Raw genomic sequence first — 17,008 nt, 5'->3', positions numbered from 1 at the left:
CTCGATACGATTTCTCATTTATTCGAAATCACTCGAAGTGACATAAAAAGTAAATGACAAGTTTTAGAACAGAAATAAAATTAGCATCCCAACAACAAAATGTTTTAGATCATCAATCTAAGGTTTTGTTGTTGGGATCTTGCTTTTCTGAAAACATAGGAAATAAACTTTCTTATTATCAATTCAATACTGTTATAAATCCTTTTGGAACCTTATTTAGTCCTATGGCTATTGCCAAAGTTCTGGAAGATACTGTTGATGAAAGAACTTATAAAGAAAGTGAATTGATAAAACAAGGTGAGTTTTTTCACTCATTACATCACCACTCTAACTTATCGGGTGTGGCAGCTGTTGAGGTGATAGAGAATATTCATAAAGCTCAACAAAAGTGTTTAGTTCAGTTAAAATCAGCTACACATGTTGTTATTACTTTAGGAACTTCTTGGGTGTATGGTCATTTATTGAGTAATCAGTTGGTGGCAAATTGTCATAAAATTCCACAAACGGAATTTGATAAACGTATGTTGTCTTTGCAAGAAATAGAGGTGGCTTTAGAGGATATTATTAAAAATATCAGAAAAGTAAATTCATCAACCCAAATTATTTTTACGGTAAGTCCTGTTAGACATACTAAAGATGGATTGATTGAAAATTCATTAAGTAAATCCCAATTGTTAACCGCTACGCATAAAATTAAAGAAAGCCACAATGTGGCCTATTTTGGAAGTTATGAAATAATGATGGATGATTTACGAGATTATAGATTTTACGAATCGGACATGATTCATCCAAACGAAGTAGCTATCAATTATATTTGGGAACAATTTTCTAAAGTTTGGATTAGTGAAAAATCACAAAGTTATTTTAAAAGAATAGCTTCTGTGCAACAAAGTAAATTACACAAACCTTTTCAGCCAAACTCTATAGTTCATCAAGAGTTCTTACAAAAACTAGCACTAAAACAACATCAGTTAGAGCAAGAATTAAATATAAAGTTCAATGCATAAAAGTTTCCAATTACAAGGTCAGTCTTTTGAAGATATTGAAGAGTTGATTAGCTTTTCTGAAACCATTTCAGAAGAATTATATCAATTTTTGTGTTTGTGGTTTGGTGATGATGAGTTTTTAACAGTACAAACTTCTGGCTCCACAGGAACACCAAAACCCATAAAAATAAAAAAGGAGTTTATGAAAAACTCTGCTAAAGCTACAGGAACTTTTTTCAATTTGGGAGCAGCTACTAAAGCTTTATGTTGTTTATCGGTAAATTATATTGCAGGGAAAATGATGGTGATTCGTGCTTTAGAGTTGGGTTGGAATTTAGATTTTATAGAACCTGTTAGCAATCCGTTAGAAGATGCTTTTGACGAATACGATTTTTGTGCTATGGTACCCATGCAGGTACAAAACAGTTTATGGGATTTGCATTTGGTTAAAAACTTATTGATTGGTGGGGGAGTAGTGTCGCAAAGTTTACAAGAGAATTTGCAAAGTTTGTCTACCCAATGTTTTGCTTCTTATGGAATGACAGAAACCGTAACTCATATTGCGATTAGAAAATTGAATTATTTTAAGGATGCTACTTTAACTATGCCAGAACAAAACATCTCGACTCCGCTCGATGACCAAGTTTTGGAAGATGATAGTAATTCTAAGAGTCTAATTCAGAATGATGTTGTTTCTGCTCAATCTGATGAGCAAAATAGAAAAGTAACTAAAGATGAGGTCTTCGAGCATAGTCGAGAAGCAGACACCGAAAATGAACTAGACATCAGAACTAAAACCAATAATGTATATCAATTATTACCCAACATCACCATTTCTCAAGACGACAGAGACTGTTTGGTAATTGATGCTCCATTATTATCAGATGAAAAAATAATTACTAACGATATTATTAAACAGTACTCAGCTACTGAGTTTGAATGGTTAGGTCGTTATGATAACGTAATTAATTCTGGAGGAGTAAAATTGCATCCGGAACAAATTGAAAAGGAGCTTTCTAAAGTGATAACTCAGCGATTTTTTGTGACAGGAATAGCAGATGAAACTTTAGGAGAAAAATTAATATTGGTAATAGAGGGAGAAAATAAAGAGTATGATTTTAATACCTTGTCTTTATCTAAATATGAAATACCAAAACACATTTATTTTGTAAATGAGTTTGTAGAAACAGAAACAAAAAAAATCCAACGTAAAAAAACGTTGGATTTGATAAGTTTATAATATAGAGTAGTAAATTACCTAAACAAAAAAGAAACGCTTTCATCGGTGTTTAAAGCATCAAAACCTTTAATATTGTTTTTAATGATTAAAGTGTTAATTAATTTACGTTTTACATTGTCATAAAAACTAGTTTGGAATTTAGCAGGGTTTCTTCCAGCCAAAGCTTCTTCTCCAATTTTATCAGACAACCACTCCACGGGCGTTTCGTTTTTTAATCTTTTAAAATCTAAACTAGGTTGTAAAGTACTTCTTTCTATAGTTTCTAAAGTAAACTCAATATTCTCTGGGTGAGATTCGTTTACATTAAAGTTTAAAATAAATTTTTTATTAAACTCTTTAATATCCATACTATTTGTTATTTAAGGTTATTCAAATAAAAAGTCAATGTTTGTGTTAATGTCTAACACATCAAACTCTTCAATTTCTATTTTATCAAAGAAAGCCAAAATAAGGTTTCTTTTGATGACTTCGGTAAAATGTTCCGTTAATTCTGATTTTTTACATTCGTGATGTTCAATACCATTTGGCAAAAAACTCATTCTATCTATAGAAGTTAAGGTACAAAGTACAGTGTCTGTAGTTCTAAGATCTTTGATGTTAAACAACATCATATTTGCTTTGTGATATTCTTCAATCGTCATAATTCCTTCATCATCGTGATGATGGTGGTCGTGTTTATGATCGTGATGGTGATGTTCGTGATTACTCAAAATATTTATTGATTTCGTTTTCTGATAAATTGATGTCGGTTACATTGTGTACTTGTAAAACTTCTTCTAGTGAATCTATCTTAAATTTTAAAATAGCTTTGTTGATGTCTTTTCCCGCTAAAAACTGTTTAAAGCAAGTATTGTTTTCGTTTTCTAAAACTTCATTCATTACTTGCATACTGTTACGGTCTAAAACAACTAGGCGGAATCTTTTACTTTTAGTTCCTTTTTCGTAACCAAAACCTAAAATATATTGTTCTCTAAATTCTTGTACAGTCATGTATATTATTTATTTGTGCAAAGATACTAATTACCAATGTTGATTGGCTTCTAGTTGCTCTTCAAATTCATCTTCTAAAATTGAGAAGAAATCAATACCTGTAATTTTTTCAACTTCATTTACTGTTGTTTGATAATTCATAAAAGATTGAGGTTTGGCTTGATGTGGCAATATAAACGCAGTCATTTTTTGCGGTTTGGTTAAGTCGTAAATAACTTTGTAATAATAGCCAGGAATAGTTACTTGGTTTTCTCCTATTTGTTTGATATTATCTTTAAAAACAGGCCCTGTGACTACAAGAATAGAATCTTCTTGAATGGCCCAATCTCTAACTTTGTCTTCTAATTTTTTCCATTCTCCTCTATTAAGTCCAGGAAGTTGTGGTGACATGTTTGATAGAAAAAATGTTTCGGACATGGCGGTTTTATTTATTTTCATATCAGCAGCAGCACACAAGTGGCCTCTATCATATCCACTTTTTTTATAATCTTGTAAACTTGCCGATTTTGTGGTGATAAGGTCATCTGCTCTAAAATTATCTTTTCTTTTGGCAGTTCCGTTTACATATTCTTTGGTTAGCAGGTAATAAACCCAATCCGCTTGTTCGTGTTTTTCGTTATAGGACAAAGAATAATAAGTATGATGGTAAATTTTATTACTAGCCGTTGGTAAAAACTTTTGAAAACCATATTCTGTATTTGTATGATTTACGGAATCATCTTTTTGAGGAGATTGATTTTTTTTCATAAGTGTACTACAAGCAATGACTAAAGTGATAGCCAAAAGGAACAATAAAATTTTTTTTCGATTTTTTTTCATAGCGATAGATTTAAATTAATAATAAATAAAAACCCCCTACAAAAATGCAGAGGGTTTGTTAAAATTTTAAAGAAAAGCATTAAGCCATTGAGTGATATACGTTTTGTACATCATCGTCATCTTCTAATTTTTCTAATAATTTGTCAACATCTGCTTGTTGTTCTTCCGTTAAGCTGGTAGTAGAGGTTGGAATTCTTTCAAAACCAGAAGATAAAATTTCTAATTCATTTTCTTCTAAGTAAGATTGAATAGCTCCAAATTGATTAAAAGGTCCATAGATTAAAATTCCATCTTCATCTTTAAAAACCTCTTCTACTTCAAAATCCATTAAATCTAACTCTAATTCTTCTAAGTCAATTTCTTTAGCTTCAGAGTTGATACGGAAGTTACATGTGTGGTCAAACATAAAAACTACCGATCCCGATGTTCCTAAGTTTCCGTTACATTTATTAAATGCAGCACGTACATTGGCTACGGTTCTGTTGTTGTTGTCTGTAGCAGTTTCTACTACTACAGCAATTCCGTGAGGTGCGTATCCTTCAAATAGAGTTTCTTTGTAGTTGGCAGTATCTTTGTCTGTTGCTTTTTTAATGGCTCTTTCTACATTGTCTTTAGGCATGTTAGCTGCCTTAGCATTTTGAATAACAGCACGAAGTCTTGCATTAGCATCAGGATTTGGACCTCCTTCTTTCACTGCCATTACAATGTCTTTTCCAATTCTTGTAAACGTTTTTGCCATTGCAGACCAACGTTTCATCTTTCTAGCTTTTCTAAATTCAAATGCTCTACCCATTTCTATGTAATATTATTAAAGTGTCGTAAAATTATTATTTTTTATATTCTGCTCCAAGTGTTTTTATCAAACTTGAATAACTCCTAAATTAAAAGGTTTTTCAATAGGAGCGTGGTTGGCTGCTTCAATTCCCATGCTTATCCAAGTTCTGGTTTCTAAAGGATCTATCACAGCATCTGTCCACAATCTTGCTGCTGCATAATAAGGGGAAGTTTGTTTGTCGTATTTTTCTTCAATATTCTTTAAAATCTCAGCATGTCTTTCTGGAGTAATTTCTTCTCCTTTGCGTTTAAGGGTTGCTTCTTCTATTTGTGCCAGTACTTTTGCTGCTTGAGCACCACCCATAACAGCTAATCTTGCAGATGGCCAAGCAAAAATCAATCTAGGATCAAAAGCTTTACCACACATGGCATAGTTTCCTGCTCCGTAAGAGTTTCCTACAACAACAGTAAATTTAGGAACAACTGAGTTTGATACCGCATTCACCAATTTAGCACCATCTTTTATAATGCCACCATGTTCGCTTTTACTCCCTACCATGAATCCTGTAACATCTTGTAAAAAGACCAATGGAATTTTCTTTTGATTACAATTGGCTATAAAGCGGGTAGCTTTATCAGCAGAGTCTGAATAAATAACGCCACCAAACTGCATTTCTCCTTTTTTGTTTTTGATGACTTTACGTTGATTGGCCACAATACCAACAGCCCAACCTTCTATACGAGCATAACCACATATAATACTTTCTCCGTAACCATCTTTGTAGGCTTCAAAATCAGAATTGTCTACCAAGCGTTTAATGATTTCGTTCATATCATATTGATCGGAGCGTAATTTTGGTAAAATTCCAAAAATTTCTTCAGGATTTTCTTTAGGTGGTAATGCTTCTTTTTTGCTGTAGCCTGCTTTATCAAAATCACCAATTTTATCCATGATGTTTTTAATAGTATCTAGGCAATCTTTATCGTCTTTAGATTTGTAATCCGTAACACCCGATATTTCGCAATGCGTAGTAGCTCCTCCTAACGTTTCATTATCTATACTCTCTCCAATAGCCGCTTTTACCAAATAACTCCCCGCTAAGAAAATACTTCCTGTTTTGTCAACAATTAAAGCTTCATCACTCATAATTGGCAAATAGGCACCACCGGCAACACAACTACCCATAACAGCAGAAATTTGAGTAATTCCCATGCTGCTCATTTTGGCATTGTTTCTAAAAATTTTACCAAAATGTTCTTTGTCAGGAAAAACTTCATCTTGTAAAGGAAGGTAAACCCCAGCACTATCTACTAGATAGATAATAGGGATTCTGTTTTCCATGGCAATTTCTTGCGCTCTTATATTTTTTTTAGAGGTAATAGGAAACCATGCTCCAGCTTTTACAGTAGCATCATTAGCCACTACAATACATTGCTTTCCGCTAACATATCCTATTTTAACAATCACTCCACCAGAAGGACATCCTCCATGTTCTTTGTACATTTCATCCCCAACAAAAGCTCCAATTTCAATTGATTTTTTACGATCATCAAATAAATAATCAATTCTTTCTCTTGCAGTTAGTTTTCCTTTTTGGTGTAACTTTTCTATTCTTTTTAAACCACCTCCTACGGCTACCTTAGCAAATCTTGATCTTAAGTCTGATAAAGCTAATTTATTATGGTCTTCGTTTTTATTAAAGTTGATGTTCATTGTCTATTTTTTGCAGTGCCAAATGTACAAAAAGCATCACATTTTTTTTACTTAACTATTTATTAATGCAGAAGAATAAAATATTTAACATGGTTTTATTTACCGTGGTAATTATTTTTTATATCTTTGTTTTGTAAAATTGTAAATAAATAATAAAAATGAAAAACGTAATCGTATTTGGAGCAAGTAATAGTAAGAGTTCAATTAACCAACAATTAGCTATATATGCAGCTAGTAAATTAAAAGAGGTAAATATTACTACGGTTGATTTAAATGACTATGAAATGCCAATTTATAGTATAGATAAAGAAGGAGAGAGTGGAATTCCACAATTGGCAAAAGAATTTAATGATAAAATGGCTACAGCTGATGCTTTTATAGTTTCTTTTGCAGAGCATAATGGAGTATATGCTACCGCCTTTAAAAATATTTTTGACTGGGTCTCTAGAATTAACGGAAAGATGTGGAATGACAAGCCAGCTTTGTTTATGGCAACATCACCAGGTGAAAGAGGAGGGATTACTATTTTAGAAATAGCGGCAGGTAGAATGCCTTATCATGGAGCTATAGTAACAGGGACTTTTTCTTTTCCTTCCTTTGGAGAAAATTTTGTGAACGGAGCTATTACAAACAAAGGTTTAGATACAGAATTAACGAGTTTGGTAGAAAAATTACAGAAAGAAATTTAATATAAATACTACTACCCCTAATTAATTTAATATAGTATGGAGTTTTCTAAAGAAGTAAATGCTGTTTTTGATTCTGATTATATTAAAGCATTATTGAATTTAAAGTATACAACCAATTTTATAAATGCGATAGGAAATAAGGAATTAGAGCCATATCAAATATCTAACCCCCAGTATAATATACTTAGAATTTTAAGAGGGGCTAAAAAACCTATTACGATGAAGTTGGTTAAAGAAAGGATGATTGAAAAATCTCCAAATACAACCAGACTGACTGATAAGTTGTGTGATAAAAAATTAATAGATAGAGTAAGGTGTAAAGAGGATAGGAGAGTGGTTTACGTATCTATAACTGAGAAAGGTTTAGCATTGTTAGATAAAATATCTTTTACCAACACCATGGAACAAATACAAAAGTTAACAGAGGAAGAAGCTAGTTTACTCAGTTATCTTTTAGATAAAATTAGAGGTTAAATAAAACAAAAAACAGCCTATAAAATTTATAGGCTGTTTTTTGTTTATAAAAGATTAATCTTCATCGTCTGCATCTTCACCTTTTAATAAGTCTTCATCTACCTCTAAATCATCAGAGCTATCTGCATCGTTGTCATCTTCATTGTCTTCAACATAATCATCAAGTGCTTTGTCTAATTTGGTACCTACTTTTACCAAATAGATATCATCATCTAGTTTAATTTCTAGAGCTTCAATAAGCTCTCCTTTATGATTTTTAAATTTTAAAACATCTCTGTCGGTATATCCATCAGGATATTCATCCATAATTATGTTTAATATTTCGTCCGTTACTTTTGAGTGGTCAATAATGATTCTTTTCATAAGAACTAAGTTTTGTTTAGTTGTCTATATAAAAGACTAATAGGTTATTTGTTTTATAGTTGTTTATTCTTCTTCGTCTGAAAATTTACCAATTTTATTTTTTTTGGTGCTAAAATCATTTTCATCAATACCTAAGTTATCTTCTTTTTCTAACTCAAACTTATAGCTTAGCATTTTGTAATATAATTTAGCAGCCAAAGCATCGGAGGTTTTGTCGTGTTCGTTAGGACAAAGCTCTACAATGTCAAATCCTACCACGTTTTTTTCTTCAAATACTTTTCTTAAAAAATCTAAAGTTTCGTACCAAAATAATCCTCCAGGTTCTGGGTTTGCTACTGATGGCATAATAGAAGGATCAAATCCATCTAAATCAAAAGAAATATATACATCATCTGTCATGGCTTCAATAGCGTTTTCCATCCAATAATCATCGGTTGCTAAATCATCGGCAAAGAAAACTTTATCGTAATCAATTACTGTTTTTTCTATGTGAGCCATACTACGTATTCCAACTTGTACCAAATTGGTTACTTGACTTGCATGGTACATTGAACAACTGTGGTTAATTTTAGAGCTTTTGTGCTCTTTTCTAATACCAGCATGTGCATCAATTTGTAAAACGGTAATGTTGTCTACGTGCTCGTTAAAAGCTTTAATAGCACCTATGGAAACTGAATGTTCTCCACCAACAATAGTTACAAATTTATTGGTGTTTAAATAGGTTTTTACATTTTCGTAAACAGCAGCAGACATGGCTTCTGGAGTTTTGTTTTCGGCCACAGTATCGGCTAAAAAGACTCCTTGCTTATATACTTCTGAGTCGGTTTCAATATCATATAATTCAAGGTTTTCTGAAGCTTTTAAAAAAGCATCAGGTCCTTTGTCACTTCCTTTTTGCCAAGAATCGGTTCCGTTATAAGGAACAGGGATTAATACGACTTTAGCAGTTTCTTTTTTAGCGTATTCGCTACCAATGTTTGCGTAGTTATTTTTCATAACCCAAAATGTTTAAAAATTCTTGATATGTTTGTTTTTCTCTAAAAACGGTGGTTGTTAATTTTCCGTTTTTGTCTTTGTTTATAATTAATTGTTTTGGTTGTGGAATTAAGCAGTGCTGTAATCCTCCAAACCCCCCAATAGATTCTTGATATGCACCAGTGTTAAAAAAACCTAAATACAAAGGTTTTTCTGGGTGATATGTTGGTAAATAAATGGCGTTACTGTGTTGTTCTGAGTTGTAATAATCATCACTGTCACATGTTAAACCTCCTAATAAAACTCTTTCATAACTTTCGTTCCATCGGTTAATGGGTAACATAATAAAACGTTTGTTAATAGCCCAAGAATCTGGTAAAGTGGTAATAAAAGAAGAGTCAATCATGTTCCATAACTCTCTGTCGTTTTGTTGTTTTTGATATAAAACTTTATAAAAATTGGCTCCACTTTCTCCAACGGTAAAACTTCCAAATTCTGTAAAAATATTAGGGACATCTACTTTGGCTTCGTTACAAACGATGTTGATTTGATAGACAATTTCATCAATCATATATTCATAATCATACTCAAAACCTAAAGAAGTTTTAATAGGAAAACCTCCTCCAATATTTAAAGAATCTAAGGTTGGACAAATCTTTTTTAAGGCTACATATACCTTTAAACATTTATGCAGCTCGTTCCAGTAATACGCGTTGTCTTTAATACCTGTGTTGATAAAAAAGTGCAACATTTTAAGGTTTACTTTAGGGTTGTCTTCTATTTGTTTTTTGTAAAAAGGAACAATGTTTTTATAACCAATACCCAATCTAGAAGTATAGAATTCAAATTTTGGTTCTTCTTCAGAGGCAATACGTATTCCCACATTAAAATTGCTGTTTACTTCTTCTTCTAATAAAGATAATTCTTCGTAATTATCAATAATAGGAATACAGTTTTTATGTTTGTTGTTAATTAAATCTGCAATATTATTAATGTATTGTTCTCTTTTAAATCCATTACAGATAACAAAAGTGTCTTTATTTATTTTACCACTTTCTAATAAAGAATTCACAATATTAATATCAAATGCCGATGAGGTTTCTATGTGAATGTTATTCTCTAGAGCTTCGTCTAAAACATGTTTAAAGTGAGAACTTTTGGTACAGTAAGAATAAAAGTATTTTCCTTGATAATCGTGTTTTTCAAAAGCATTGGCAAACCATTTTTTTGCTTTTTGAATGTTTTCAGATATCTTAGGTAAATAAGTTATTTTTAACGGAGTTCCGTGTTCTTCTATTAGTTTGGCAACGTTTATGTCGTGAAACATTAACTCGTCATCATCTGTAAGTTTAAATTCTTCTTGAGGAAAATAAAAAGTTTGGTTGATTAAATCTTTGTATTTATTACGCATTTTTGTTTTTTGAATTTTGATAAATTATTCCATAGCAGCTATACTAAATTGGACATTTTTTTAAGAAAATACAAATACTATACTCTAATAACTAAATACACGTGTCTTAACCTTAAAACTTTAAAAGGATTGTTTACAAAAAGGAAAAATTTTGAAGAATACTTTTTTATTTCGTTATGACTCCTTGCCATATTATGGTTGCTTAATATCTCCATGCACACATAACCGAAAAATAAAAACAATAACATTTTTACAATTGTATATAAGAGCAAAAGTAATTTTTTTTTTGAACTGAAAAAGTAATTTTTAAAAAAAGTGAAAAAAAAATCAATTACACTGTGTGATTGATTAATTGTGTTGATATTCAGTATGTTGTAAGGTGTTTTTTGTTCTGTAAAAACACATGAAAATTTAATAAAGTTTTAAAATAAATAATTAGGAGAACTCTTATTAGTGTGATTAAAAATCAAAAGCTATTCCTTTTTTTGCTGCTACTTCCATTTCTTTTTCTTGAATTTTATCTGCTTTGGTAATGGCTTCATTTAAAGCTAAAATTAGATAATCTTCTAAAGCTTCCTTATCGCTTAATAAGTTCTCATTAACATCTATATTTTTTATTTGTTTACTAGCTGTAATAGTAATGTTTACTAAACCGTTTCCGCTGTTGCTTTCTATTAAAATATCATTTAAACGTAGTTTGGCTTCTTCCACATTTTTTTTTGCATCTTGTAATTGACTCATCATTTTAGACATATCTCCAAACATAATAACTACTATTTTAAAATTTTGAGCAATATAAAAAGATTATCAAATACTTTAATGATATTTTATGACTTGTGTGGTAAACATTCTATAGATAAATTTCTTTAACCTGATGGGGAATTATTACTTTTGCTGATTCAATAAAATACCACGTAATGAAGGTGATAGAAGCCCCAATAGCCGAAAAAATAGCAACTAAACTAGAAAAACATAACGATATTCGTATAGATAACTACTATTGGATGCGTTTGTCTGATACAGAAAAAAATGCTGAATTTCCATCGGAAAAAACACAAAAAGTATTATCCTATTTAAGTGAAGAAAACTCTTATTATAAGGAAGAAACTAGGCATACTTTACAGTTTCAAGAAGATTTGTTTCAAGAAATGAAAGGTAGAATTAAAGAAGATGATAGTTCGGTTCCTTATTTTAAAAATGGATACTTCTATATCACACGTTACAATATAGGTAGCCAATACCCTATTTATACCCGTAAAAAAGGTTCTTTAGAAGCTGATGAAGAAATTTTATTAGATGTAAATATTTTGGCCGAAGGATATGAATATTTTGATATAGGAGGATTGTCTATTAGCACAAACAACAATTTATTGGTTTATAGTGTAGATAATACAGGGAGAAGACAATATACTTTGTTTTTTAAAGATTTAACCACAGGGGAATTTTTAAAAGATTCTATTGAATTTACCACAGGATCTGCTACTTGGGCAAATGATAATAAAACATTATTTTATACTAAAAAAGACCATATTACTCTTAGGAGTGATAAAATTTATAGACATTCTTTAGGAACAACTACAGCTCAAGATGCCTTAGTTTTTCATGAAAAAGATGATACATATGGAGTCTATGTAGGAAAAACAAAATCAAAAAAATATATTTTAATAGGTTCTTATAGTACTTTACAAACCGAATATCAGTACTTAGAAACAGAGAATCCAACAGGGGAATTCAAAGTTTTTCAACCTAGGGAAGATGGGCTAGAGTATAGCATTACACATTTTAATGATGCTTTTTATATACAAACAAATAAAGACGGAGCTACTAATTTTAAGTTGATGAAAACTTCTGAATTATCAACAAGTAAAGAAAATTGGGAGGATGTTATTCCACATAGAGAAGATGTTTTGTTAGAAGACATGACTATTTTTAAGGATTTTTTAGTTTTAGAAGAACGAGAAAATGGTTTGGGTAAAATTAGAATTATTAGATGGGATGGAAGTAAGGATTATTACTTGCCTTTTGCTGAAGAAACTTATGCTTCATACGTGTTTGGAAACCCAGAGTTTGATACTCCTTGGTTGCGTTTCGGATATAACTCAATGACGACTCCAAGTTCTGTGATAGATTTCAACATGAATACTCAAGAAGAAATCATTAAAAAAGAACAAGAAGTACTAGGAGGTAAGTTCAATAAGAAAAATTATACCAGCAAACGTATTTGGGTAACCGCCAGAGATGGAAAAAGAGTAGCACTTTCAATTGTACATAGAAAAGATACCAAAATAAATGAAAACACTCCTGTGTTTATGTATGCTTATGGTTCTTATGGGCATACGGTTGATGACAGTTTTAGTACCACTCGTTTAACTTTGTTAGACAGAGGTTTTGTTTTTGCTTTGGCTCACATTAGAGGGTCTGAATATTTAGGAAGACCTTGGTATGAAGATGGAAAATTATTAAATAAAAAAAATACGTTTAATGACTTTGTAGATTGTGCTAAGTATTTAATTGATAACAAAATGACTTCCCCAGCTCATTTATACGCTATGGGAGGATCAGCAGGAGGTTTGTTAATGGGAGCTGTATGTAATATGAATCCAGAATTGTTTAATGGAATTATTTCTGCTGTTCCTTTTGTAGATGTGGTTACTACTATGTTAGATGAAAGCATTCCTTTAACTACTGGAGAATATGATGAATGGGGAAACCCTAATGATAAAATTTATTATGATTATATCAAATCATATTCACCTTATGATAATATTGAAGCAAAAGCATATCCTAATATTTTGGTCACTACAGGATTACATGATTCTCAAGTGCAGTATTGGGAACCTGCAAAATATGTAGCCAAATTAAGAGAACTAAAAACAGATACCAATAAGTTATATATGTACACTAATATGGAAGCAGGACACGGTGGTGCTTCTGGTCGTTTTGATTCTTTAAAAGAAACGGCCATGGAATATGCTTTTATTTTAGATTTAGAAGGTTTGGTGGAATAATACAAATTCTTTGTGGTGTAATAACTAATAGTTAGTATAAAAAACAAAAACTCGTATTTAGAAATTTCTAAATACGAGTTTTTGTTTTTTAACTTAAAATGACAGCTAATTATTATTCATTATCATTTAAATTGATATCTTCATAAGCATTCATTCCATGTTCATGAATATCTAATCCTTGTTTTTCTTCTTTTTCAGAAACTCTTAATCCAATGGTCTTTTTAAGAGTAAATAAAATAATGAATGAAGTAATTAAACAAGTAATACCTACAACCAATACTCCATAAGCTTGAATACCTAACTGAGCAAAAGAACCTGTATTAACAAAACCTTTGTCTCCCCAAATACCAACAGCCAAAGTACCAAAGGTTCCACAAATTAAGTGAACACCAATAGCTCCAACAGGATCATCCATTTTTAATCTATCAATAATTCCTACAACAAAAACAATAATTACACCAGATATAAAACCAATAATTATTGAGTCTAAAGGAGACATCAAGTCTGCACCAGCAGTAATACCAACCAAACCAGCTAAAGCACCGTTAAATGCCATGGTAATATCATAAGTCTTAAATTTTAAGTATGAGGTAATAAATGCAGCAATAATTCCAGCACTTGCAGCTAAAGATGTTGTTACCAATACTAAAGATACTGTTCCTGCATCGGCAGATAAAACGGAACCTCCATTAAATCCAAACCAACCAAACCACAATAAGAAAACCCCTAAGGCAGCTAATGGAATGTTGTGACCAACAATTGGCTTTATAGAACCATCAGATAAATATTTTCCTAAACGAGGCCCTAATAAAATTACAGCAACCACAGCAGCCCATCCACCAACAGAATGAACAAAAGTAGATCCAGCAAAATCATGGAATCCCATTTGACCAAGGAATCCACCTCCCCATCCCCATGAGCCTACAATAGGGTATACAATTCCTACATAGAACAAAGAGAAAATTAAAAAAGCTCCTAGTTTAATTCTTTCTGCTACGGCACCAGATACAATAGTTGCAGCAGTGGCAGCAAACATTCCTTGAAATAAAAAGTCCGTCCAATAAGTAAAACTTCCATTGTAATCTACGGTTAAACCGTTTTCTGGGAGTGAGATTCCAAACCCAGCAAAGTTAAAAACAGAAAAATCTCCCCCTGGATACATTAAGTTAAAACCGCAAATAGCAAAGGTTAATAAACCTATTGCAACAATCATAAAGTTTTTAAATAAAATATTGATGGCATTTTTAGATCTAGCCAACCCGACTTCTAAAGTTGAAAATCCTAAGTGCATAATGAATACCAATGCTATTGATACCATCATCCATAAATTGTTAATTGTAAAATTTAAAGTAGTTTCCATAGTTTGTATTTATCTTAAAGTTTCTCCTCCTTTTTCTCCAGTTCTTATTCTATAAGTTTCTTTTACATCGTAAACAAATATTTTACCATCACCTACTTCTCCTGTACCGGCAGTTTTAATAAGTGTATCAATGGTTATTTGTTCAAAGTCATCGTTTACAACTATAGATAAGTATCTTCTTTGGATATCGGCAGTACTAAAAGATATTCCACGATATACTTTACCAATTCTTTCATTTCCTAAGGCAGTTACATCCCAGTAAGAAAAAAAGTTAACACCTACATCATGTAAGGCTTTTTTTACATCAGAAAACTTGGATTTTCTAATGATAGCTTCAATTTTTTTCATCAAGTTTTGTTTTATATTCGATGGCAAATATAAGGGATATGAAATTAACAGCCATTTTAGAATAAAAAAAATACGTAGAACTTAAAAATTCTACGTATTTTTTATGATATCAGTATTTTATTTGATATTCTAAGTAATCTAAGTATATTATCTTAATGTTCCTCCACCTTTTTCTCCTGTACGGATTCTGTAAGTTTCGTTAACATCATAAACAAATATTTTACCATCACCTACCTCTCCAGTAGCTCCAGATTTTAAAATTGCTTCTATGGTTACTTGTTCAAAATCATCATTAACAATAATGGATAAAAATCTTCTTTGAATATCTCCTGTGCTAAATGAAATACCACGATATACCTTACCAATTCTTTCGTTTCCTAAAGCCGTAACATCCCAATAAGAGAAGAAGTTAACTCCTACATCATGCAAAGCAGATTTTACTTCTGAGAACTTAGATTTTCTTATAATTGCTTCAATTTTTTTCATTTTAAATAATGTTTTTCTAATTTAATAAATATACAACTTTAGTTCTAAAAAAAACAGCCTAATTCTGTAAAAAGACTTAGGCTGTTTTCCATATAAACTTAAAACAAAAGATTACTCGTTGTAAATACCAATTCCGTGCTCAGCTTTGTCTAAACCTTCGATTTCTTCTTTTTCAGAAACTCTCAATCCGATAGTTACTTTTAAGATTTTGAAAACGATAAAAGCCATTACTGCAGCCCAAATTCCGTATGCTAATACTCCAACAGCTTGAACTCCTAATAAAGAGAATCCACCACCGTTAATTAATCCTCCATCAATTGCAAATACACCAACTAATAAAGTACCTAAAGCACCACATACTCCGTGTACAGAAACAGCACCTACAGGATCATCAATTTTTAATTTTTCATCAATAAAAGTAATAGCCATTACTACTACTACACCAGCAATTAATCCCATAATTACAGCAGAACCAGGAGTTACAGCAGCACAACCAGCAGTAATACATACCAACCCAGCTAATGCTCCGTTTAATGTCATAGAAATATCTGGTTGTCCGTAACGTAACCAAGTGTATAATAAAGCAGCAGCAGCACCTGCAGCAGCAGCTAAGTTTGTTGTAATTAAAATAGAACCAACAGCAATTACATCTTCTTCAGATCCAAAAGCTAATTGAGAACCTCCGTTAAATCCAAACCATCCTAACCATAAAATCATTACCCCTAATGCTCCTAATAGTAAGTTGTGTCCTGGAATAGCTTGAGAAACACCATCTTTGTATTTTCCAATTCTTGGTCCTACCATGATTGCTCCAACTAATGCAGCCCATCCTCCAACAGAGTGTACAACAGAAGATCCTGCAAAATCTACAAATCCTAAAGTGTTTAACCATGCATTATCATCAAAAGGCCAATACCAGCTTCCTGAAATAGGGTAGATGATGGTTGTCATAATTAAAGAGAAAATAATGTAAGTAGAGAATTTAGTTCTACCAGCTACAGCACCAGAAACAATAGTAGCAGCAGTTGCAGCAAATACTGTTTGAAAGAATAAATTGTAATAATCATCAGCACTAAAAAAGAAATATCCTTGTTCAGATGGACTCATTCTACCTAAATATCCACCAGCAATTAAATCGCTACCGTACATTACTCCGTATCCAACAGCCCAAAAACCAATAGAACCAACAATTAAGTCCATTAAGTTTTTCATAATAATATTTCCTCCGTTTTTAGAACGTGTAAACCCTGTTTCTACTAGGGTAAAACCAGCTTGCATAAAGAATACTAAGATTCCCGATATAATTATCCACAAAGCTCCCATGATTGCACTTGTATCCATAATATAAATTTTTAAAAGTTTTTTTGTTTA

Annotated in this window: 19 protein-coding genes; 5 read left to right on the top strand and 14 right to left on the bottom strand. The window is 31.6% G+C overall.

Features of this window, described 5'->3' with window-relative positions; translation table 11 throughout:
* Window positions 1-53 precede the first annotated feature (53 nt).
* Both ACXGQT_RS06070 and ACXGQT_RS06065 read left to right on the top strand, forming a co-directional pair.
* On the top strand, window positions 54-1,007 hold the full coding sequence (locus ACXGQT_RS06070; RefSeq protein WP_457830506.1) for a GSCFA domain-containing protein: 954 nt from the start codon (window positions 54-56) through the stop codon (window positions 1,005-1,007).
* The gene (locus ACXGQT_RS06065; RefSeq protein ID WP_457830505.1) at window positions 1,000-2,226 is read left to right on the top strand and encodes an AMP-binding protein; all 1,227 of its coding nucleotides are present in this window, start codon (window positions 1,000-1,002) and stop codon (window positions 2,224-2,226) included. Before ACXGQT_RS06070 ends, ACXGQT_RS06065 begins: the two co-directional genes overlap by 8 nt.
* 14 nt (window positions 2,227-2,240) lie before the next feature.
* Here the strand turns inward: ACXGQT_RS06065 and ACXGQT_RS06060 are convergent, their stop codons facing one another.
* From ACXGQT_RS06060 to ACXGQT_RS06035, 6 genes are all read right to left on the bottom strand, one after another.
* Window positions 2,241-2,573 (bottom strand): hypothetical protein, encoded by a 333-nt coding sequence (locus ACXGQT_RS06060; protein ID WP_068826782.1) that lies wholly within the window; start codon window positions 2,571-2,573, stop codon window positions 2,241-2,243.
* An 18-nt stretch (window positions 2,574-2,591) separates the two neighbouring features.
* A complete protein-coding gene (locus ACXGQT_RS06055; protein WP_457830504.1) occupies window positions 2,592-2,936 on the bottom strand; it encodes a hypothetical protein in 345 nt (114 codons plus the stop codon).
* Entirely contained in the window at window positions 2,929-3,216 is a 288-nt protein-coding gene (locus ACXGQT_RS06050) for a hypothetical protein (RefSeq protein ID WP_068826776.1), read from the bottom strand. The genes ACXGQT_RS06055 and ACXGQT_RS06050 overlap by 8 nt, the downstream gene beginning before the upstream one ends.
* Window positions 3,217-3,246: 30 nt before the next feature.
* The gene (locus ACXGQT_RS06045; protein ID WP_457830503.1) at window positions 3,247-4,035 is read right to left on the bottom strand and encodes a DNA/RNA non-specific endonuclease; all 789 of its coding nucleotides are present in this window, start codon (window positions 4,033-4,035) and stop codon (window positions 3,247-3,249) included.
* A gap of 79 nt (window positions 4,036-4,114) precedes the next feature.
* Window positions 4,115-4,828 (bottom strand): YebC/PmpR family DNA-binding transcriptional regulator, encoded by a 714-nt coding sequence (locus ACXGQT_RS06040; RefSeq protein WP_457830502.1) that lies wholly within the window; start codon window positions 4,826-4,828, stop codon window positions 4,115-4,117.
* A gap of 66 nt (window positions 4,829-4,894) precedes the next feature.
* The gene (locus ACXGQT_RS06035) at window positions 4,895-6,523 is read right to left on the bottom strand and encodes an acyl-CoA carboxylase subunit beta (RefSeq protein ID WP_457830501.1); all 1,629 of its coding nucleotides are present in this window, start codon (window positions 6,521-6,523) and stop codon (window positions 4,895-4,897) included.
* Between the two features lie 158 nt (window positions 6,524-6,681).
* On the opposite strand from ACXGQT_RS06035, the gene ACXGQT_RS06030 reads away from it, so the two are divergent.
* A complete protein-coding gene (locus tag ACXGQT_RS06030) occupies window positions 6,682-7,212 on the top strand; it encodes an NADPH-dependent FMN reductase (RefSeq protein ID WP_457830500.1) in 531 nt (176 codons plus the stop codon).
* Between the two features lie 36 nt (window positions 7,213-7,248).
* Window positions 7,249-7,686 carry a MarR family winged helix-turn-helix transcriptional regulator gene (locus ACXGQT_RS06025; protein ID WP_457830499.1) on the top strand — a complete coding sequence of 146 codons (438 nt, stop codon included), beginning with the start codon at window positions 7,249-7,251 and terminating at the stop codon, window positions 7,684-7,686.
* A 54-nt stretch (window positions 7,687-7,740) separates the two neighbouring features.
* Here the strand turns inward: ACXGQT_RS06025 and ACXGQT_RS06020 are convergent, their stop codons facing one another.
* The 4 genes from ACXGQT_RS06020 to ACXGQT_RS06005 form a co-directional block, all read right to left on the bottom strand.
* Entirely contained in the window at window positions 7,741-8,049 is a 309-nt protein-coding gene (locus ACXGQT_RS06020) for a hypothetical protein (RefSeq protein WP_457830498.1), read from the bottom strand.
* A 63-nt stretch (window positions 8,050-8,112) separates the two neighbouring features.
* Window positions 8,113-9,045 carry an agmatinase gene (gene speB / locus ACXGQT_RS06015; RefSeq protein ID WP_457830497.1) on the bottom strand — a complete coding sequence of 311 codons (933 nt, stop codon included), beginning with the start codon at window positions 9,043-9,045 and terminating at the stop codon, window positions 8,113-8,115.
* Window positions 9,035-10,435 carry an arginine decarboxylase gene (locus ACXGQT_RS06010; protein WP_457830496.1) on the bottom strand — a complete coding sequence of 467 codons (1,401 nt, stop codon included), beginning with the start codon at window positions 10,433-10,435 and terminating at the stop codon, window positions 9,035-9,037. Before ACXGQT_RS06010 ends, speB begins: the two co-directional genes overlap by 11 nt.
* A gap of 459 nt (window positions 10,436-10,894) precedes the next feature.
* Window positions 10,895-11,200, bottom strand: coding sequence for a YbaB/EbfC family nucleoid-associated protein (locus ACXGQT_RS06005; protein ID WP_457830495.1), 306 nt, complete (start codon window positions 11,198-11,200; stop codon window positions 10,895-10,897).
* A gap of 152 nt (window positions 11,201-11,352) precedes the next feature.
* Here ACXGQT_RS06005 and ACXGQT_RS06000 point away from each other — a divergent pair, with 152 nt between their 5' ends.
* Window positions 11,353-13,443: a S9 family peptidase gene (locus ACXGQT_RS06000; RefSeq protein ID WP_457830494.1), complete on the top strand. Its 2,091-nt coding sequence runs from the start codon at window positions 11,353-11,355 to the stop codon at window positions 13,441-13,443.
* 112 nt (window positions 13,444-13,555) lie between these two features.
* Here ACXGQT_RS06000 and ACXGQT_RS05995 read toward each other — a convergent pair whose 3' ends face one another.
* The 4 genes from ACXGQT_RS05995 to ACXGQT_RS05980 form a co-directional block, all read right to left on the bottom strand.
* Window positions 13,556-14,803 (bottom strand): ammonium transporter, encoded by a 1,248-nt coding sequence (locus ACXGQT_RS05995; protein ID WP_457830493.1) that lies wholly within the window; start codon window positions 14,801-14,803, stop codon window positions 13,556-13,558.
* Between the two features lie 9 nt (window positions 14,804-14,812).
* Window positions 14,813-15,151: a P-II family nitrogen regulator gene (locus tag ACXGQT_RS05990; RefSeq protein WP_457830492.1), complete on the bottom strand. Its 339-nt coding sequence runs from the start codon at window positions 15,149-15,151 to the stop codon at window positions 14,813-14,815.
* Between the two features lie 147 nt (window positions 15,152-15,298).
* Window positions 15,299-15,637, bottom strand: a complete 339-nt coding sequence (locus ACXGQT_RS05985; RefSeq protein WP_457830491.1) for a P-II family nitrogen regulator — start codon at window positions 15,635-15,637, stop codon at window positions 15,299-15,301.
* 111 nt (window positions 15,638-15,748) lie between these two features.
* On the bottom strand, window positions 15,749-16,978 hold the full coding sequence (locus ACXGQT_RS05980) for an ammonium transporter (protein WP_457830490.1): 1,230 nt from the start codon (window positions 16,976-16,978) through the stop codon (window positions 15,749-15,751).
* Window positions 16,979-17,008 lie beyond the last annotated feature (30 nt).

The organism is Wenyingzhuangia sp. IMCC45467 (genome assembly GCF_054111205.1).
This window is presented reverse-complemented; position numbering and strand designations above follow the sequence as displayed.